The organism is Hylemonella sp. W303a, assembly GCF_046452315.1.
In the GTDB taxonomy this organism is placed as follows: Bacteria; Pseudomonadota; Gammaproteobacteria; order Burkholderiales; family Burkholderiaceae_C; genus Hylemonella.
The window spans coordinates 48,820-66,825 of the sequence record NZ_JBKFDG010000009.1 but is presented as its reverse complement, the minus strand read 5'-3'; the positions used below and the strand labels follow the sequence as shown (position 1 = coordinate 66,825).

Here is an 18,006-nt window from a genome sequence, read left to right as displayed (position 1 = left end):
GCTGACGAGGGAAATTCACATGGCTCTCGTGGAAATCAAGGTACCCGACATCGGAGATTTCGAGTCGGTGGCGGTCATTGAACTGCTGGTCAAGCCTGGCGACACGGTCAAGGCGGAGCAGTCATTGATCACGGTGGAGTCCGACAAGGCTTCGATGGAGATTCCGTCGAGCCACGCGGGCGTGGTCAAGGAGTTGAAGGTCAAGATTGGCGACCAGGTCAAGGAAGGCTCGGTGGTGCTGATGCTGGAGGCTGCGGGCGTAGCGGCTGCCCCCGCTGCGACTTCTGCTGCGGCGCCGAGTCCCGCAACACCGGCCGCCGCGGCGTCGCCTGCCCCCGCACCCGTGGCGGCCAGCTTCGGTGGCAGCGCCGACCTCGACTGCGATGTGCTCGTGCTCGGCGGCGGCCCCGGCGGTTACTCGGCCGCCTTCCGCGCGGCCGACCTCGGCCTCAGGGTCGTGTTGGTGGAACGCTACGCCACTCTGGGCGGCGTCTGCCTGAATGTGGGCTGCATTCCGTCCAAGGCCTTGCTGCACGTCGCGGCCGTGATGGACGAAGTCAGCCACATGGCCGACCTGGGGGTGGACTTCGGCAAGCCGGTGCTCAACATCGACAAGCTGCGCGGCCACAAGGAAAAGGTCATCGGCAAGCTGACCGGTGGCCTGGCTGCCATGGCCAAGATGCGCAAGGTCACGGTGTTGCGCGGCTATGGCTCCTTTGCCGGCGCCAACCATCTGGAGGTGGAAGAAACCTCCGGCACTGGCCAGCAGAAAAGCGGCAAGAAGCAGGTCGTGGCCTTCAAGAAGGCCATCATCGCCGCCGGTTCGCAGGCCGTGCGCCTGCCCTTCATGCCTGAGGACCCGCGCGTGGTGGATTCCACGGGTGCGCTGGCCCTGAGCCAGGTGCCTAAGAAGATGCTGATCGTCGGCGGCGGCATCATTGGCCTGGAAATGGGCACGGTCTACAGCACCCTGGGCGCGCGCCTGGACGTGGTGGAGATGATGGACGGCCTGATGCAGGGCGCCGACCGCGATCTGGTCAAGGTCTGGGACAAGATGAACAAGCATCGCTTCGACAATGTGATGCTCAAGACCAAGACCGTCGGGGCGCAAGCCACGCCGCAAGGCATCAAGGTTCAGTTCGAAGGCTTGGACGGCACCAAGAGCGAAGGCGTGTACGACCTGGTGCTGCAGGCCGTGGGCCGCACGCCCAATGGCAAGAAGATCGCCGCCGAGAAAGCCGGCATCGCCGTCACGGACCGGGGTTTCATCAACGTCGACGTGCAGATGCGCACCAACGTGCCGCACATCTTCGCCATTGGCGACATCGTGGGCCAGCCCATGCTGGCGCACAAGGCCGTGCACGAAGGGCATGTGGCGGCGGAAGTCATCGCCGGCGAACTGCAAGGTAATCCGGAACTGGCCAGCAGCGCCTTCGATGCCCGTGTGATCCCCAGCGTGGCCTACACCGATCCTGAAGTGGCCTGGGTGGGCCTGACCGAAGACCAGGCCAAGGCCCAGGGCGTCAAGGTCAAGAAGGGGCTCTTCCCCTGGACGGCCTCGGGCCGTGCCATCGCCAACGGTCGTGACGAGGGTTACACCAAGCTGCTGTTCGACGAAGAGACACACCGCATCGTGGGCGGCGGTATCGTCGGCACGCACGCGGGCGACATGATCGGCGAGATCGCGCTGGCCATCGAGATGGGCGCTGACGCGGTGGACATCGGCAAGACCATCCACCCGCACCCCACGCTGGGCGAAAGCATCGGCATGGCGGCGGAAATTGCCCATGGCAGCTGCACGGACGTGCCGCCGCAAAAGAAATAAGCGTTTCTGGCGCGGCTCAAGCCAAAGCCCGAACGGGAAACCGTTCGGGCTTTTGCCTTCCTGTGTTGCGCACGCCCATCAAGACGGGCAGAACCCCTGAGCCCGGGCATGCTTCTCATTGCATGGGGCTCCATTTCCGGGTCTAATATGAGAATAATTCTCAATCATTGATCCGGACGTGCAGCACTGCCGTCCGGGTGCAGTTCTCAAGCCGTCGTGTCTGCCCATCCTGTTGATCCCATCGCCGAGCTGTACAGCAGTCATCGTGGCTGGCTCCAAGGCTGGTTGCGCAAGAAAGTGGGTTGCCTGTACCAGGCGGCCGATCTGGTGCAAGACACCTTCGTCAAGCTGCTGGCCCTGCCGCAATTGCCGGTGCTGCGCGAGCCGCGCGCTTATCTGCTGGTCACGGCAAATCATTTGCTGATCAACCAGTTCCGGCGGCGCAAGCTCGAAGAGGAAACCCTGCGGACCATGGCGATCCTCGCCGAGGACAGTCGGGCCCACGGCCCGGAGGACATCACCGCGTCACGCCAGTTGCTGAGGCAGACCGTGTTGCTGTTGGCGGATGAGCTTGACGAGAAGCCGCGTCGGGCGTTTCTGATGGCACGCATCGATGGCCTGTCCTATGCGGAGATCGCGATCGAGTTGGGTGTGTCCGAAAGCAGCGTGAAGCAGTACCTGGCCAAGGTGCTGGCGCATTGCCATGCACGTCTCTACGCGCTGAATGCCCATGACTGAGACCGTGTCGCTGGCCGATCCGCTGGCGCTGATCCGTGACCGTGCTGCCGAATGGATCGTCCTGATCGAAGGGGCCGGCAGCGAACAGGAGCGCGCAGCCCACATCGAGGCTTGTCGCGCATGGCGTGGCGAAGATGCTCGGCATGACCAAGTGTTCCGGCAGATGCAGCAGATGTGGCGGTCGGTCGATGCGCGCCCGCCACGCCGCAAGGCGATGGCGGTCATGGTCGCGACCGTGGCCGTGACGTTCCTGGCGTGGATGACCTTGCCAACGGAGCGGTGGCTCGCCGATCAGTACACGGCCCTGGGAGAAGTGCGGCGCGTGGCGTTGGCTGACGGCAGCGTGCTGACGCTGGACAGTGCCACCGCGGTGGACGTGCGCATGGATGCCCGCCAACGCGAGATTCACCTCCACCGGGGCAGGATCTTGGCCCAGGTTGCCAAGGACGAGGCCGGTCGGCCCTTCGTGGTGATTGGCCGAGATGGCACGGCGCAGGCTCTGGGCACGCGCTACATCGTCGACCAGCGCGCGACGCAAACCCGCGTGCAGGTCCTGGAGTCGACGGTCGCGGTCGCCATTGACAAAAAACCTGGGCAGCCTGTCGTGCTGCAAGCGGGTGAGAGCATCCGGTACACCAATTTTGAGCTGGGGGCGAGAGAGCCTGTGTCGGCGGCGGCGGCGCAAGCCTGGACACATGCGCGGCTGGTTTTCAACGAAGCGACCTTGTCCGAGGTCGTGACGGAACTGTCGCGCTACCGGCGGGGCGTCTTGACCGTTCGTGACTCGGAGCAGCTCGGCGCGATGCGTTTCACTGGGGTGCTGCCCCTGGATGACACCGACGCCGCCTTGCGCATCGTCGCCCAGAACTTGGGACTCAAGATCGGTCAATTCACACCTTATGCGGTGTGGCTGGAGGCCCCGTAAAAATCATTCACGCCTGGGACTGCCCGAATTTCGGCCTCGCTGGTCATTGTTAGTGGAACAGCAGTTTTCACCAACTTTGAGGAGTTTCCCTTGCGTCACCCATTTCGCCGCCCCATTTGGGCGCCTGTCCTGGTGTCCCTGTGCTTGGGACTGGCCGCGCCAGCATGGTCCCAGACCTCTGCCCCGGGGCCCGTCGCCATCCCGCTTCACATCCCTGCTCAAGCGCTGGATCGGGCGCTGACCGAACTCGCGGCCAAGACTGGCTTGCTGATTGGCGCGGACAGTCGCTTGCTGTCTGGCAAGCAGGCGCCAGCATTGGACGGCGTCTATGCACCGGCCGCCGCCTTGCACAAATTGCTCGAAGGCAGTGGCTTGGAAGCCCTGCCTGGCGCCAACGGCAGTTATCAGCTGCGTCGCGCAACGCCGAGCAGCACAGGCTTGTTGCCCGAAGTCCGCGTCTCGGCCTCGGAGAGCCTTGCAGCCTATGTGGCACCTCAAAGCGCCGTGGGGACCAAGACCGGCGCCACGCTGCTTGAAACGCCGCAATCGATGTCCGTTGTCACGGCCGACCGCATCGAGACCCTGGGGGCAACCACCATCAAGGATGTGCTGGCGTTCACGCCCGGCGTTGAGATTGCGCCCTACGGGACCGACTCTCGCTACGACTGGATCGTCATCCGTGGCTTCGAAGCCTATGCGCCGGGCTTTTATCAGGATGGCCTGCAACTGCGCAACAACGGTTATTGGGCGGTCTGGCAGACCGAGAACTACGGTCTCGAACGCATTGAAATCCTGCGAGGTCCATCCTCCGTGCTCTATGGTCAGAACGGTCCTGGTGGCATGGTCAATTTGGTGAGCAAGCAGCCCTTGGACGAGCGGCGCAATGAGGTTCAGGTGCAAGTCGGGTCCGATGCGCGCAAGCAGCTCGCGGGAGATTTTGCCGGTTCCTTGCGTGAAGATGGCACGGCGCTGTACCGCGTGGTCGGCCTGGTGCGCGACGCGGAACTGCCCCAGGGTGGCATGCCCGACGACAAGTTTTATTTGGCGCCATCGCTGACGCTCAAGCCCTCCGCACAGACGTCGCTCACGCTGTCGTCGCATGTTTTGCGCAGCCGGGCCGGCACCTATGTGCGCAGCTTGCCGGAGCAGGGGACCCTGGTGAAGACACCGGCCGGGACCAAGTTGCCGACCAACACCTACATCAGTGAACCTGATTTCAATCACTTGGATCAAGACCAGTGGTCGGTTGGCTACATGCTTGAGCACAAGCCGAACGACGTCGTGACCCTGCGCCAGAACCTGCGCTACGCCCACTTGGACACGGACTTTGGACAGGTCTCATTGCGTGATTTCGTCACAGTGAACGCCGACCCAACCGACCCCGTCAACTACCGTCAGATCACGCGGCGCGTGCATGCGAGCAAGGAAAAGACCAGCTTATTCACGATGGACAACCAAGCACAGCTGGAGCTCACCACAGCGTCCGTGCGCCACACCCTGCTCGCTGGCTTTGACTACCAGAACGGGCGCTTTGACCAGACCAGCTACTTCAGCGGCACCGCCACCGATTTCGACCTCTACAACCCGGTCTATGGCGGACCGGTGACGATAGGCCCTGCTGACATGGATCTGCGGACCAAGCTGATTCAGGCCGGGCTCTATCTGCAAGAGCAAGCGAAGTGGGACCACTGGGTCGCCACGGTGGGCGGTCGCTACGACCGTGCCACGATCGACGTGGCTGATCATCTGGCGGATAGCACTTCTTCCCAGGTGGATGAGCAGTTCAGCAGCCGTGCCGGCCTGGTCTACTTGCACCCGAGCGGGTGGGCGCCGTATGTGAGCTACGCCACCTCCTTCATTCCCAACACAACCATCAATCCCGACACGGGGTCCGCCTTTGATCCCGAAACCGGGCGCCAGATCGAAGCGGGTGTGCGTTACCAGCCGGTCAACAGCAAGGCCATGTACAGCGCGGCGATTTTTGATTTGCGCCGCCAGCACTACGTCACCTATGAGCCCGCGACCGGCTCGCCCAAGCAGACGGGGGAAATCGTCGTGCGCGGGCTGGAGCTCGAAGCGCTGGTCACGCCCATGACCAACCTCAATGTGACCGCGGCGTACGCCTACACGCCCAAGGCTGACGTGACCCAGAGTGAAGATCCCGCAGAAATCGGCAAGCAGGCTTCGGCTGTTTCCAAGCAGCGTCTTTCGCTCTGGGGCGACTACCGGTTGGGTACCGGCCTCAAGCTGGGTCTGGGCATGCGCTATGTCGGTCCGACGAACGGCAACTACGAGTCCGCGACGACCGAAGTACCCGGCTACACCCTGTTAGATGCCATGGTGGGATATGACATCGCCCACTGGAGCGTGGCATTGAATGTCAGCAACTTGACCGACAAAGAGTACATCGCCAATTGTGGCTATGGCAGCTGCTACTTCGGAACACAGCGCAAGCTGTTGATGACGACGACATACCGGTGGTAGTCGCCATCTGCGCAAGCCGCTGGGCTTCGCTCAGGCGGGAGGTGTCGGTTGCTGGAACAGCGCTGCGACACGCTTCCTGAGCGATGAGCCCGCCTCCGTGTCAATGACACGGGGCCGGGTTCCCGCTGTTGCCGCGGTCAGGGCTTCTTGCTGTAGAGAAAATCCGTCACCAGCGCGATGAAGTAGTCCGGGTCTTCCAGGTGCGGTGTATGTCCGATGTCCGGCAGTTCGCGCAGTTGCGCACCGGGAATGCGGGATTGAGCATCCTTGCCGAGCTTGGAAAAGTCACCCAAGCTCTTGATGACGTCAGCCGGGTAATAGCGCTGGCCCGGCACCGTGCGGTCTTTGAGACCGATGATGAGCAGGGTGGGGGCCAACAGGCGCGGCATCTCGTTGAGGATGGGGCCTTCGAGGATCATTTGCTGCGTCTGCGCGGCGACCTGCGCGTGCCTTGGATATTCGCTGCTGAGCTGCAGGCGCGCGAACTGCTCGACGAGGCGCTCGTAGGCCGGTCGCCAGGTGGCGAACTGAGACCTGAGTTCACGCCGATACAGGGTGGGCGTGAGCAGCAGATTCTGCCGCGTCATGGCTTCGGTGTTGATCGGCGGCAGCGTGGCATAGTCTTCCAGTCCGGCTGGATTTTCAAGCACCAGCGCGCTCACGCGCTGCGAGTAGCGCCGCGCGAAATGCACGGCCAGCATGCCGCCCATGCCATGTCCGATCACCGCCACTTGGGGAATCTGCAGATGGTCCAGCAGGCGCAGCGTGGACTGGGCTTGCAGACCAAAGCGGTAGGCCATGTCCGGCTTGGAGGAACGGCCAAAACCGATTTGGTCGGGAACGATCAGTCGATAGCCGTAATCGCTGAGCGTGCGCAGCGTGCGTTCCCAGTAGTCGCTGCTGAAGTACTGGTCATGCAGCAGCAACAGGGTCTGGCCATTGGGACTCTTGGGGCGCACGTCCATGTAGGCCATGCGCACGGTTTGCCCCTCCAGCGAGATTTGCAGCAGGCTCACCGGGTAAGGGTAGGGCCAGCCTTCGAGCGAGATGCTCAAGGGCTCTGCGGTCAGGTAGCTCGGGTCAGCGGGTTGCAGGAAATTGAGCAACTGGGCGCGGACGGGCAGCAAAGCGCAAGAAGCCAATAGGGCCGCGAGGAAAAATTGTCGAAGGGCTAATCGTGGCACGGGAAAACTCTGCGGATAAAAACGGATACGGCTGCGAAGGTGAACGGTTGCTTGAACGACTGCGCGCGATAACGCGGTAACGGTGAGCAGCGCCAGCGTGTGAATGCGCGAGCATAACCGTGGCCCACGGACCGCACCCCGGTCAACTCGGTGGGCTCACACGCCGCGCGGCATTGAAGCGGTCATCCCAGTAGCGCAGGCGCATGTTTTCGATGCGCACGCTGGCGCCGGCCTTGGGCGAATGGATGAAGCGTTCATCGCCCACGTAAATGCCCACGTGGCTGAACGCTTGGCCCACGGTGTTGAAGAACACCAGGTCACCCGGTTGCAGGTCGCGCCGCGCGATGGCGCGCGTGGCGCGGGCCTGTTGCGCCGACTGGCGCGGCAGAGTCAACCCCCAGGTTTGTTGATAGACCGCGCGCACGAAGCCACTGCAGTCAAAGCCGCCTTCATAGCTGCCGCCGCCGTAGCGGTAGGGCGTTCCCAAGGCGCCCATGGCGGCGACCACGATTTCAGCGCGGCGATCTTCCGCACCGTCATGAACTGCGGCACGCGGGCTGTCGTCATAGGATTCTTGGGCCCAACGCTGCGGCGAAGCGCAACCGTGCAGCAGGGCCGTCGCGGCCAAGGCCAATGCGAGGGCGTTCAGCCTCAGGGGGCGTAGGGCGCGGGACTGGGGCATGTGGGGGCGCTCGATCATCGGGGTAGCATAGGGTTTGGCGCCGATCCTGCCGCATTCCAAGGCTTTTTTACGAGGAGAAAAGACATGTTCCAGGCTCTTATGTTGGACCAAGCCAACGGCCAGCCCGAGGGGTTCAACGTCCGACTGACGACCCTGGACGAGGCGAGTCTGCCTACCTCAAACGAGGGCGATGTGACGGTGGCCGTGCAGTACTCCACGCTCAACTACAAGGACGGCTTGGCGTTGACGAACAAGGCGCCGGTGGTTCGCAAATGGCCCATGGTGCCGGGCATCGACGGCGCGGGCACGGTGATCGAATCGCGCCACCCGGATTGGCACGTGGGTGATGCCGTCATCCACAACGGCTGGGGCGTCGGAGAGACGCACTGGGGCTGTCTGGCCGCCAAGGCGCGACTGAAGGGCGACTGGCTGGTCCGCCTGCCGACCGCTTTCACGCATCGGCAGGCCATGGCCATCGGCACGGCCGGCTACACCGCCATGCTCAGCGTGCTGGCCTTGGAGGACCACGGCATCACGCCGGCGTCGGGCGAGGTGCTGGTGACGGGCGCGACCGGCGGGGTGGGCAGCGTCGCCGTGGCCTTGTTGAGTCGACTGGGCTACCAGGTCACCGCCGTCACGGGCAAATCAGCTCAGGCAGATTACCTCCGGGCCTTGGGGGCTGCAGCGGTGATCGACCGTGCCGAGCTTGCCGCGCCTGGCAAGCCCTTGCAGAAAGAGCGCTGGGCCGCCGTGGTGGACGCCGTCGGCTCGCACACCTTGGTCAATGCCCTCGCCCAGACGCGCTACTGCGGCGTGGTGACGGCCTGCGGTCTCGCGCAGGGCATGGAGTTGCCGGGCTCGGTCGCCCCCTTCATCTTGCGCGGTGTCACGCTGGTGGGCATCGATTCGGTGATGGCGCCCCGTGCCCAACGCCAGCGCGCTTGGGACCGACTGGCACGAGACCTCGACCTGGCCCTGCTTGAGCGCATGATCGAGGAGGTGCCACTGTCCGCGGCCCTGGAAAAAGCCCAACAACTGATGACAGGGCAAGTGCGCGGTCGCATCGTTGTCAGAATCACGGCTTGACGACATTTTTTCAGGGACACACGACATGCTGCTGGAACGCGACGACTCTCAACTGCTGTTGGTGGATTACCAGGCCAAGCTGCTGCCTGTCTTGCACGAGGGGGCGCTGGCCCTGGCCAACGCCCGGCGCCTGGCGCAACTGGCGCGCTTGTTCAAGGTGCCGGTCTGGCTCACCGAGGAAAACCCCGGTGGACTGGGCGCCACGGTGGCCGATCTGCAAGCCGTGGTGGCCCAAGCCCAACAGGCCGCAGGCGGTAAGACTTTCCCCAAGATGAGCTTCAATGCGGTGGCCGACGGACTGGGTGAATGGCTGCGCCCACCGGCAAAAGCACAGCAGCCTCAAGGCGGAAATGCTCGCAGCCTGCCCAAACACTTGCAGAAAAAGCCCGAGGCGGTGCCCGAGCGTGGCACCTTGGTGATTGCGGGGTGCGAGACCCACGTCTGCCTCTTGCAGACGGCCTTGGCGTTGCTTGAGGAGGAGTTCGATGTCTGGGTCGTGACCGATGCCTGCGCCTCGCGCACCGAGCGCAACCGAGATGCCGCCTTCGACCGCTTGGCGGGAGCTGGGGCGGAATTGGTGACCACGGAGATGGTGGCCTTCGAGTGGCTGCGCACGGCCGAGCACCCGGCCTTCAAGGACACCTTGCGCATCGTCAAAGAGACGCTGGCGTGAAGTCGGACAATAAGGCGATGAGTGGCCCAAGGGGTCAAAGATCACCAGAGAAGTCAGAGGAGCCCTGGGCATGTACAGCACCATCAGCCTGAGACAACTGCGGCGACACCGGCTGGCGCTGCTTGTTCTGTCGTGGGGACTTGCGCTCGGGGCGGTGCAGCTCCAGGCCCAGGCCCAGGCGGCGCCCCAGAGCGCTGCACCGGCCGGGGACGGGGCTCCATCGGCACCGACGGAAGGCAAGGTGGCGCCCAAGTCCGAAGGGGCCCCCAAGGCAGCGCCCGCCCTGGTGCTCAGCGCCGACGGCGCCTATGTGCTCGATGCCCAGAACAAGCTGGCATGGTTGCGGTGCGTGGAGGGCATGACCTGGAACGGCCACCAATGCGCGGGTGAGGCGAGCCTGATGACCTACACCACCGCCCAGGCGCTGGCCGCCGCGCGGGCCAAGGCCGACGGCGTGGCTTGGCGCCTGCCGCGCATCCACGAATTGCGCCGCCTTCAGGAAGACCCCGCCAATGCCACGCTCTTCCCCGGTGATCCAAGGGAGTGGACCTGGAGCGGCAACGCCAGCATCAACGTCGCGCAGACCAATCCCTACAACTACGACAACATCGCCAGTGGCAGCACCAACCGCCAGGAACGCTTGTCGGCTCGACTGGGGTGGGCCGTGCATCTCGGCAACGGAGAGTCTCGCGGTGACGTCTCGCGCGGCACGGCCTTGGTGGTCCGCTTGGTACGTCCGTATCAGCCCTGAACCGCTTACGCTGTTCAGGGCCAGGGCTCAACCAGGGACAGCGGTGGAAAGGCCATGAACACCAGAGTCGCTGCGGCACCGGGCCGCCTGCGCCTCAGACCACCTGCAGTTTGATCGGCGTCAACCCGCCGACCGTGCCTTCCAGGACGTCGCCGCGCTGGAGCGCCGACACGCCTTCGGGCGTGCCCGTGTAGATCAGGTCACCGGGCTTGAGCAGCCAAGCCCGGCTGAGGTGTTCGATGATCTCGCCCAGGTTCCAGATCAGCTTGGAGACGTCGCTTTTTTGGCGCGTCTGACCGTTGACGGACAACGCGATCTCGGCGCTTTCGATCTGGGCCGCGACCTGCGCTGCGGGAGTGATCGCGCCGATGGGGCTGGCGGCCTCGAAGGTCTTGCCGATGCACCAGGGACGGCCTTGCTTCTTCTGTTCGCCTTGCAGGTCGCGGCGGGTCATGTCCAGTCCCACGGCGTAACCCCAGATGTGCTGGCGGGCTTGGTCGGCGGGGATGTTCATGCCCCCCTTGCCGATGCAGGCGACGAGTTCGATCTCGTGTTGGAAATCCTGGGTCAGGCTGGGGTAGGGCAGTTGGGCGGTCTGCCCGGTTTCGACGACCAAGCAGCTGTCCGCCGGCTTGATGAAGAAGAAGGGCGGTTCACGGCCCGTGAAGCCCATTTCCTGGGCGTGCGCGACGTAGTTGCGGCCGACGCAGTAAACACGGTTGACGGGGAAGCGTTCGGCACGGCCGACGACGGGCACGGAGACCGGCGCGGGGGCGGAGATGACGTAAGACATGAAAACCGATTCCTTATCGGGAGGGTTCTTTGCTTTGAGTGAAGAGCATCTGGCGAGGTGCCAGGTTTGGGCAAAGTCAGTTGCTCTTTGACAGCAGCGTGAAGTGTTCGACCTGGGGCGGCTGAGCAAAGAAGGGGCCCACGATGGCGCGCCATGCCGTGAAGGCGGGCGACTGGCGGAAGTGCACGGTGTGGTCTTCCAAGGTCTCCCAAAAGATCATCAGGATGTAACGTTCGGGGCTTTCCACGCCTTTGTTGACCTTGTGGCCACGGTAGCCGCGCGACTGGCTGATGACGGTGGCCAGGCCGCGCTGGATCGCCTCGTCAAAGGCGGCCTGCTGACCGGGCTGAATGCGGATGTCGGCGAGTTCCAAAATCATGGGTCGAGTGCTCCTGCGCTGATGGCTTTTTCCGGGTTGGGATGGCTGGCATTCTCGCTTATCCTGTGCGGCATGAATTCCGTTTCCCGACCCGGCCCCCATCCCGACTGGCTTCGTCCCCAATGGCCTGTGCCAGCCACGGTGCACGCGCTCTGCACCACGCGTGCCGGGGGGCAGTCCGTAGCGCCCTATGACAGCCTCAACCTGGGTGACCATGTCGGTGACGATGTGCTGACCGTGGGCCGCAACCGCGCCCGGCTGGCCCAGGCGCTGCAAGCCCATCCGGTCTTCATGCAGCAAGTACACGGCAACAAGGTGCTGCGCCTGGACCGTTTCACATCCCAGGGCAATGAGGCCGATGCCTGCTGGACGCAGGAGCGCGGCGTGGTGTGCACGGTGCTGATCGCCGACTGCCTGCCCGTGCTGCTCACTGACCGGCAAGGCCGCTTCGTCGCGGCGGCCCACGCGGGCTGGCGCGGTTTGTCGGGCGAAGGGGGCGATGGCGTGCTGGAAACCCTGGAAAGGGCGGTGCTGACTCAGTTGCGCACGCAGGGGCAGCGACTCTTGCCCAGCGATTTGCTGGCCTGGCTGGGGCCCTGCATCGGCCCCATGGCCTACGAGGTGGGGCCGGATGTCCGATCCGCGTTCGAGGCCTGGGACCGGCAGGCGGCTTCCTTGTTCCGGCCCGTGCCCGGCAAGACCAGTAAGTGGCTGGCCGACCTGCCCGGACTGGCCCGCCAACGCCTGCACGCATTGGGCGTGCAGCAGATCTATGGCAACAACGGCTCGGACAACTGGTGCACCGTCACCCAGCGGTCACGGTTCTTTTCGCACCGGCGCGACCGCGTCAGCGGTCGCATGGCCGCTTGCATCTGGCTGGGCTGAGGCTATCGTCTCCTGGGTGGGCGGCCGCAGATCCTCGGCCGTGACCACTTCGCTCGTGTTCTGCTCCTGCGTCTCCTTGAGACGGCGCAGCTTCTTGCGCAGCGGCGTTCCCAGGATGTAGAGGAGCAACGCGACCGGGCCCACGCCGTACAGCAGGAAAGTGACGATGGCGCCCAGCACGCTGCCGATCGGGCTGCTGGCCTCGGCCACGGCCATCATGAGGGCCACGTAGAGCCAGGCGATCGCGATCAGGGGAAGGAACATGGCGGCTAAACCCGATGAAAGAAGCGGGCCGTGTCTTGGCACGGCGGGCGGCGCCTGCAATACTGGGCGCCGAACCTGTGACGCGGCATCGTGCCGCGCCGGATGCGAGGAGCGTACATGAGCGGGGCGAGCGGGTCAGAAGGCCAGAACGCGCAGGGGCATGAGCATACCGCCGAAGCGATGTCGTCCTGGGGGACTTGGATGCAAGCCGTGGTCCAGGCCCAGCAGGCGCAGTTGGCCACATTCGCCGCCTCCATGACCCAAGGCGTGGCCCCGGGGTTGCAGGGGCTGTTCAACTGGCCTGCTGGCGGGTCTGCCGCGTCCGCGTCGATCCCGGCTGCTGCTGTGCCTCCCGTCAGTGGCGCTTTGCCCTTGGGTATGCCGGCCTCGGCTTTTCCCTCGCACGAATTGCCGCGCATTCCCCCCGACACCTTGCAATCCTTGCAGCAGCAGTACCTGAATGACTGCGTCCAACTCGGCAGAGAGGGCTGGAAGGAAGGCACGGCCCAGGCCCTGCACGCCCTGAATGCCCGCTTGCTCACCCAGATGGCCGAGGCTGTGCAAGCCGACGCCAAGACCCGGGCGCGCATCCGCTTTGGGGTCGATCAATGGGTGGCCGCCAGCGCACCCGCCAATTTCATGGCCTTCAACCTCGAGGCCCAGCGCAAGGCCATCGACACCCAAGGGCGCAGCGTGGCACAGGGCTTGCAAAACCTCTTGCACGACCTGGGGCGAGGCCAGGTGAGCATGACGGACGCGAGTCAGTTCGAGGTGGGCCGCAATGTCGCCACCACGCCGGGTGCGGTGGTCTACGAGAACGAGCTGTTCCAATTGATCGAGTATCAGCCCATCACGGAGCAGGTGCACGCACGGCCGCTGTTGCTGGTGCCGCCGTGCATCAACAAGTTCTACATCCTGGATCTGCAGCCGGGCAACTCCTTGATCCGCTACGCGCTCAGCCAAGGCCATCGCGTATTCGTCATCAGTTGGCGCAATCCGCCCGTCGATCCCGCTGATCCTGACCATGCCAGCCTGGCTGCCAAGACCTGGGACGACTATGTGGAGCACGCCGTCATCCGCGCCATCACGGTGACGCGGGAGATCTCCGCGCACAGGCCCAAGAAGAGCGATGTCGTGGGTCCGGACGAGGCCGACGCCGACGGCCAGGGCACCATCAACGCGCTGGGTTTCTGCGTGGGGGGCACCTTGCTCGGCACGGCCCTCGCGGTGCTGGCGGCGCGTGGGCAAAAACCAGTGACCAGTCTCACCTTGCTCACCACTTTCCTGGATTTTTCCGACACCGGTGTGCTCGATGTGTTCATCGACGAGGCCGCGGTGCGCTTGCGCGAGCAGCAATTCGCCCAAGGCGGCGTGATGTCGGGGCGTGATCTGGCCACTACCTTCAGCTTCTTGCGGCCGACCGAACTGGTCTGGAACTATGTGGCGCGCAATTATTTGAAGGGCGAGACGCCACCGCCTTTTGACCTGCTGTACTGGAACGGCGACAGCACCAATCTGCCCGGCCCTTGGTATGCCTGGTACCTGCGCAACACCTACCTCGAAAACAATCTGGTCCAGCCCGGACGGCTGAAGGTCTGCGGGCAGAGCATTGATCTGCGCCGCATCGACTTGCCGGTCTACATCTACGGTTCGCGCGAGGACCACATCGTGCCCGTGGCCAGTGCCTATGCCAGCACCCAGGTCTTGTCCGGTCCGCGGCGCTTCGTGATGGGTGCCTCGGGTCACATCGCGGGGGTCATCAATCCGCCCGAAAAAAAGAAGCGCAGCCATTGGGTGCGTGGCGATGGCCAGCTGCCGCAGCGGCTGGACGACTGGCTGTCGGGCGCGCAAGAGCAGCCGGGGAGCTGGTGGCCCGATTGGGCTGCATGGCTGGCCCAGCACGCGGGCCCATGGGTTCCTGCCCCCAAGAAGTTTGGCAAAGGCAGGTACAAGGCGATTGAGCCAGCGCCGGGGCGTTACGCTCGTCAGCCTGCCTGAATCCTCTCAGACTTGGCCAGGCCTGGGGCGCAGTCTGAATCTGGACTCAAACCAAACTGCTTGGGGCGGAATCAAAAAAAGGGAGCCTAAGCTCCCTCTCGGGTCTGTGGCGTCTGCGCGCTTATTTCCTGGCAGCGATGGCTTTTTTCGCAGCGTTGACGAGTTCGACGCCGATGGTCTGTTTCCATTTGTCATAGACCGGGCGCGAGGCCTTCACAAAGGCCTCGCGCTCGGCGGGCGTCAACTGAGTCACCGTCACGCCGAAGCCCGCGATTTCCTTGAGCAGGGGCTTGTCGGCTTCGATCAGTCCCTTGCGGGCGATGGCCACGCCTTGCTTGCCCGCGTCGATGGCGGCCTGGCGCACGATGGCCTGGTCGGCGGGCGTCCACGAGGCCCAGACGTCCTTGTTCACCACGAAGACCAGCGGGTCCGCCATGTAGCCCCAGGTGGTGACGAACTTCTGGCCCAGGTTGTGCAGCTTGAGCAGGGGGAACATGAAGAGCGGGTTCTCCTGCCCATCCACCGCGCCGCTGGCCAGCGCCGGTTGCGCGTCCGCCCAGCTCATCTGCGTGGGGTTGGCGCCCAGGGCCGTGAACATGTCGGCGAACAGCGGCGACCCTACCACGCGGATCTTCATGCCCTTGAGGTCGGCCGGTGAGCGGACCGCGCGCTTGGAGTTGGTCAGCTCGCGGTAGCCGTTCTCGCTCCAGGCCAGGGGCAGCACGCCTGCCTTGTCGATGGCAGCGAAGATCTCCTGGCCCACCTCGCCTTGCGTGAGCGCGTCCACCGCCTTGTAGTCCGGCATCAGGAAGGGCATCGAGAACAGATTGAGCTGCTTGACCTGGGGTGACCAGTTGATGGTGGAGCCCACGGCCATGTCGATGATGCCTTGGCGGATGGCACTGAACTCGCGCGTTTGGTCACCCTGGATCAGCGAGACGCCGGGGTAGAGCTTGATGTTGATGCGGCCCTGCGTGCGCTCCTTCACCAAGTCAGCCCAGATCTGGCCGGATTGGCCCCAGGGCGTGGGCGGGCCCAGCACCAGCGAAAGGCGGTACTCGGGTTTGTAGTTGCTCTGGGCCAACGCGGCGCCCGCCAGCAGGGCGGTGGCCAGGCCGGTCGTCAGCGCGCGAACGATGCGATGCAGTTTCATGGTCTTGTCTCCTTGGGGTTGCGTTGTTGGATTCGTTGAAACTCAGGTGAAAATTTGAACGCTGGTGGCGCCGAGCCTTGACCTCAATAACCCAGCGCGTTGGGCAGCCACAAGGCCAGCGGCGGGAAGGCGATCACCAGCACCATGACCAAGGCCATGGACACCAGCAGCCAGCCCACCCAGCGCATCGTGGCTTCCATCGGGATGCCCGCGATGCGGCTGGACACCATCAGGTTGACCGCCAGCGGCGGCGTGAACTGGCCGAGCGCCACCTTGAGCGTGAGCACCACGCCGAACCACACCGGGTCCCAGCCGTAGTGGCGCATGATGGGCAGCAGCAGTGGCACGAAGATCAGGAAGATGGACACGCCGTCAAGGAACATGCCCACCGTCACCAGCAGCACGATGAGCAAGGCCAGCACGCCGTACTCGCCCAGGCCTGAGTGGACGATGGCGTTGGTCACCGGGTCGATCACGCCCAGGGTCGAGAGCGAGAAGGCAAAGATGCCCGCCAGCGAGATCACCACCAGCAGCACGGCCGACAGCTCACCCGACTCGCGCAAGATCTCGAACAGATCGCGGACCTTGATCGTGCGGTGGATCACCATGCCCACGAACAGGCCGTAGAACACCGCGACCACGGCCGCTTCGGTGGGGGTGAACCAACCCGCGCGCATGCCCCCCAGGATCAGCACCGGCGCGGCCAGGCCCCAGAGCGATTCGCGCAGGCTGCGCCAGAACGGCGGACGCGGTAGCTCAGCCTCCAGCAGGCCCATCTTGTGCTTGCGCGCCAGCCAGACGGCTGGAACCATGAGGGCCAGCCCCGCCAACACGCCCGGCACCATGCCTGCGGCAAAGAGGGCCGGCACGGAGGCGCCAGGCACCAGCACCGAATAAACGATGAAAGCCACCGAGGGTGGAATCAGGATGTCCGTCGCGGCCGCCGCGCCGACGATACTGGCTGAGTAGGCGGGCGGGTAACCCGCGCGCTTCATGGCGGTGATCATCACCGCGCCCACGGCGGCGGCGTTGGCGGGGCCAGAGCCCGATATACCACCCAAGAACATGGCCACCGCGATCGCGACCAGTGGCAACATGCCCGGACCACGTCCTACGATGGCCACCGCGAAGTTCACCAAGCGAGAGGCTACGCCCGATCGGTCGAAGATGCTGCCCACCAGCACGAACATGGGAACGGCCAGCAGCGGGTATTTGCCCAGGCCCGCATAGAAATTCTGCGGCACGGCCAACAGACCGAACCAGGGCGCGTCCAGGTTCGCCAGGGCAATGCAGACCGCACCGGCCAGACCCAAGGCGGCTCCGATGGGCACGCCGAGGAACAGCAGGGCCAGAAAGGCGGTGAAGAGCAGGGTGGCGATCATGAGGAGGCCCCCCCACGCTCACTCTCCACTGGACGTTCGCTGTCCGGTGGTGGCCCGCCCTGCTGTTCGTCCTCGCCTTTCTTGCCATGGCGCAAGAACAGGCAGAGCGCTCGCAGCGCGATCACGGCGGAGAGCAAGGGCAGCCAGACCGTGTACCACCACTGTGGCACGCCGATGCCCGGCGATGTCTCTCCCCAGCGGATGTCGTCGTACAGCGTGCGACTGCTCAACACGGCGATCAAGGTGAAGAGCAGGGCCACCATCAGCGCGCCAAAGCGTGCCAGCAAGCGACGGCGCCGCGCCGGCCCGTTGTCAGCGAAGAATTCGATGCGTATGTGGCTGTTGCGCACCACGGCGGCCGAGCTTCCGACCAGGGCCAACACGATCATCAGGAAGACGGAGATTTCCTCCGTCCAGGCGAACGATTGGTTGGTGAAATAGCGCACCAGCACATTCGCGAAGGTGATGAGCGCCAGCAGCGCCATCGCGATGACGGTGAGCCGGTCTTCGAGTTTGGGTGGATCCGATGGTGTGGATCGATCGAGGTCGTTGTCGGGGGTGGGCTGGGGCGTTGCGGGATCGGAGTTCACAAGGCGCTGTTGGAAATTGGAATGGCGTGGCGATCGGAGCCGCTTGCAAGCTTGTCGTCTGCGGGGAAGCGGAAAAACGCGGGCCTTCCAGCTTGTGACCGGGGCACCGGCAGATGCCGTTGTGGGACGCGGGAATTCTAGGCCAGGGCATCGCGGGCGCGCGCCAATGCGACGCCCCACCGTCCCCGTGTTTTCCTAGGGAGACAGCCTTCTG

General features: G+C 64.4%; 17 protein-coding genes. 9 read left to right on the top strand and 8 right to left on the bottom strand.

Annotated features, from left to right (window positions below):
- Positions 1–19: 19 nt before the first annotated feature.
- From lpdA to ACLBKS_RS15665, 4 genes are all read left to right on the top strand, one after another.
- Positions 20–1,825: a dihydrolipoyl dehydrogenase gene (lpdA, locus tag ACLBKS_RS15680; RefSeq protein ID WP_410193740.1), complete on the top strand. Its 1,806-nt coding sequence runs from the start codon at positions 20–22 to the stop codon at positions 1,823–1,825.
- A 216-nt stretch (positions 1,826–2,041) separates the two neighbouring features.
- Positions 2,042–2,563: a sigma-70 family RNA polymerase sigma factor gene (locus ACLBKS_RS15675; protein ID WP_410193739.1), complete on the top strand. Its 522-nt coding sequence runs from the start codon at positions 2,042–2,044 to the stop codon at positions 2,561–2,563.
- Positions 2,556–3,488: a FecR family protein gene (locus tag ACLBKS_RS15670; protein WP_410193738.1), complete on the top strand. Its 933-nt coding sequence runs from the start codon at positions 2,556–2,558 to the stop codon at positions 3,486–3,488. Before ACLBKS_RS15675 ends, ACLBKS_RS15670 begins: the two co-directional genes overlap by 8 nt.
- Before the next feature lie 90 nt (positions 3,489–3,578).
- Positions 3,579–5,972, top strand: coding sequence for a TonB-dependent siderophore receptor (locus ACLBKS_RS15665; RefSeq protein ID WP_410193737.1), 2,394 nt, complete (start codon positions 3,579–3,581; stop codon positions 5,970–5,972).
- Between the two features lie 137 nt (positions 5,973–6,109).
- Here the strand turns inward: ACLBKS_RS15665 and ACLBKS_RS15660 are convergent, their stop codons facing one another.
- Both ACLBKS_RS15660 and ACLBKS_RS15655 read right to left on the bottom strand, forming a co-directional pair.
- Positions 6,110–7,156: an alpha/beta fold hydrolase gene (locus ACLBKS_RS15660; protein WP_410193736.1), complete on the bottom strand. Its 1,047-nt coding sequence runs from the start codon at positions 7,154–7,156 to the stop codon at positions 6,110–6,112.
- 142 nt (positions 7,157–7,298) lie between these two features.
- On the bottom strand, positions 7,299–7,838 hold the full coding sequence (locus tag ACLBKS_RS15655; RefSeq protein WP_410193735.1) for a C40 family peptidase: 540 nt from the start codon (positions 7,836–7,838) through the stop codon (positions 7,299–7,301).
- A gap of 84 nt (positions 7,839–7,922) precedes the next feature.
- Here ACLBKS_RS15655 and ACLBKS_RS15650 point away from each other — a divergent pair, with 84 nt between their 5' ends.
- The 3 genes from ACLBKS_RS15650 to ACLBKS_RS15640 all read left to right on the top strand — a co-directional run bounded on the left by ACLBKS_RS15650 (position 7,923) and on the right by ACLBKS_RS15640 (position 10,348).
- Entirely contained in the window at positions 7,923–8,924 is a 1,002-nt protein-coding gene (locus ACLBKS_RS15650) for an MDR family oxidoreductase (protein ID WP_410193734.1), read from the top strand.
- A 25-nt stretch (positions 8,925–8,949) separates the two neighbouring features.
- The gene (locus tag ACLBKS_RS15645) at positions 8,950–9,597 is read left to right on the top strand and encodes an isochorismatase family protein (RefSeq protein ID WP_410193733.1); all 648 of its coding nucleotides are present in this window, start codon (positions 8,950–8,952) and stop codon (positions 9,595–9,597) included.
- Positions 9,598–9,667: 70 nt separating this feature from the next.
- Positions 9,668–10,348, top strand: coding sequence for a DUF1566 domain-containing protein (locus tag ACLBKS_RS15640; RefSeq protein ID WP_410193732.1), 681 nt, complete (start codon positions 9,668–9,670; stop codon positions 10,346–10,348).
- Between the two features lie 94 nt (positions 10,349–10,442).
- Here ACLBKS_RS15640 and ACLBKS_RS15635 read toward each other — a convergent pair whose 3' ends face one another.
- Together ACLBKS_RS15635 and ACLBKS_RS15630 are read right to left on the bottom strand one after the other, a co-directional pair.
- Positions 10,443–11,141, bottom strand: coding sequence for a fumarylacetoacetate hydrolase family protein (locus ACLBKS_RS15635; protein WP_410193731.1), 699 nt, complete (start codon positions 11,139–11,141; stop codon positions 10,443–10,445).
- A 76-nt stretch (positions 11,142–11,217) separates the two neighbouring features.
- Positions 11,218–11,520: an antibiotic biosynthesis monooxygenase family protein gene (locus ACLBKS_RS15630; protein ID WP_006298716.1), complete on the bottom strand. Its 303-nt coding sequence runs from the start codon at positions 11,518–11,520 to the stop codon at positions 11,218–11,220.
- Between the two features lie 72 nt (positions 11,521–11,592).
- On the opposite strand from ACLBKS_RS15630, the gene pgeF reads away from it, so the two are divergent.
- Positions 11,593–12,405 (top strand): peptidoglycan editing factor PgeF, encoded by an 813-nt coding sequence (gene pgeF / locus ACLBKS_RS15625; RefSeq protein WP_410193730.1) that lies wholly within the window; start codon positions 11,593–11,595, stop codon positions 12,403–12,405.
- Here pgeF and ACLBKS_RS15620 read toward each other — a convergent pair.
- Complete coding sequence (locus ACLBKS_RS15620) at positions 12,337–12,669, bottom strand: hypothetical protein (RefSeq protein WP_410193729.1); 333 nt, start codon at positions 12,667–12,669, stop codon at positions 12,337–12,339. The genes pgeF and ACLBKS_RS15620 overlap by 69 nt on opposite strands.
- A 180-nt stretch (positions 12,670–12,849) precedes the next feature.
- On the opposite strand from ACLBKS_RS15620, the gene ACLBKS_RS15615 reads away from it, so the two are divergent.
- Complete coding sequence (locus ACLBKS_RS15615) at positions 12,850–14,667, top strand: PHA/PHB synthase family protein (protein WP_410193752.1); 1,818 nt, start codon at positions 12,850–12,852, stop codon at positions 14,665–14,667.
- 121 nt (positions 14,668–14,788) lie between these two features.
- On the opposite strand, the gene ACLBKS_RS15610 is transcribed toward ACLBKS_RS15615, so the two are convergent.
- The 3 genes from ACLBKS_RS15610 to ACLBKS_RS15600 all read right to left on the bottom strand — a co-directional run bounded on the left by ACLBKS_RS15610 (position 14,789) and on the right by ACLBKS_RS15600 (position 17,687).
- Complete coding sequence (locus tag ACLBKS_RS15610; RefSeq protein ID WP_410193728.1) at positions 14,789–15,820, bottom strand: DctP family TRAP transporter solute-binding subunit; 1,032 nt, start codon at positions 15,818–15,820, stop codon at positions 14,789–14,791.
- Positions 15,821–15,903: 83 nt separating this feature from the next.
- Positions 15,904–17,202 carry a TRAP transporter large permease gene (locus ACLBKS_RS15605; protein WP_410193727.1) on the bottom strand — a complete coding sequence of 433 codons (1,299 nt, stop codon included), beginning with the start codon at positions 17,200–17,202 and terminating at the stop codon, positions 15,904–15,906.
- Positions 17,199–17,687: a TRAP transporter small permease gene (locus ACLBKS_RS15600; RefSeq protein WP_410193751.1), complete on the bottom strand. Its 489-nt coding sequence runs from the start codon at positions 17,685–17,687 to the stop codon at positions 17,199–17,201. Before ACLBKS_RS15600 ends, ACLBKS_RS15605 begins: the two co-directional genes overlap by 4 nt.
- Positions 17,688–18,006: the final 319 nt, after the last annotated feature.

Coding starts and splice junctions, on each gene's coding strand:
- lpdA (WP_410193740.1), top strand. CDS start 20: ATGGCTCTCGTGGAAATCAAGGTACCCGACATCGGAGATTTCGAGTCG.
- ACLBKS_RS15670 (WP_410193738.1), top strand. CDS start 2,556: ATGACTGAGACCGTGTCGCTGGCCGATCCGCTGGCGCTGATCCGTGAC.
- ACLBKS_RS15655 (WP_410193735.1), bottom strand. CDS start 7,838: ATGCCCCAGTCCCGCGCCCTACGCCCCCTGAGGCTGAACGCCCTCGCA.
- ACLBKS_RS15650 (WP_410193734.1), top strand. CDS start 7,923: ATGTTCCAGGCTCTTATGTTGGACCAAGCCAACGGCCAGCCCGAGGGG.
- ACLBKS_RS15645 (WP_410193733.1), top strand. CDS start 8,950: ATGCTGCTGGAACGCGACGACTCTCAACTGCTGTTGGTGGATTACCAG.
- ACLBKS_RS15640 (WP_410193732.1), top strand. CDS start 9,668: ATGTACAGCACCATCAGCCTGAGACAACTGCGGCGACACCGGCTGGCG.
- ACLBKS_RS15635 (WP_410193731.1), bottom strand. CDS start 11,141: ATGTCTTACGTCATCTCCGCCCCCGCGCCGGTCTCCGTGCCCGTCGTC.
- ACLBKS_RS15630 (WP_006298716.1), bottom strand. CDS start 11,520: ATGATTTTGGAACTCGCCGACATCCGCATTCAGCCCGGTCAGCAGGCC.
- pgeF (WP_410193730.1), top strand. CDS start 11,593: ATGAATTCCGTTTCCCGACCCGGCCCCCATCCCGACTGGCTTCGTCCC.
- ACLBKS_RS15620 (WP_410193729.1), bottom strand. CDS start 12,669: ATGTTCCTTCCCCTGATCGCGATCGCCTGGCTCTACGTGGCCCTCATG.
- ACLBKS_RS15615 (WP_410193752.1), top strand. CDS start 12,850: ATGTCGTCCTGGGGGACTTGGATGCAAGCCGTGGTCCAGGCCCAGCAG.
- ACLBKS_RS15610 (WP_410193728.1), bottom strand. CDS start 15,820: ATGAAACTGCATCGCATCGTTCGCGCGCTGACGACCGGCCTGGCCACC.
- ACLBKS_RS15605 (WP_410193727.1), bottom strand. CDS start 17,202: ATGATCGCCACCCTGCTCTTCACCGCCTTTCTGGCCCTGCTGTTCCTC.
- ACLBKS_RS15600 (WP_410193751.1), bottom strand. CDS start 17,687: ATGGCGCTGCTGGCGCTCATCACCTTCGCGAATGTGCTGGTGCGCTAT.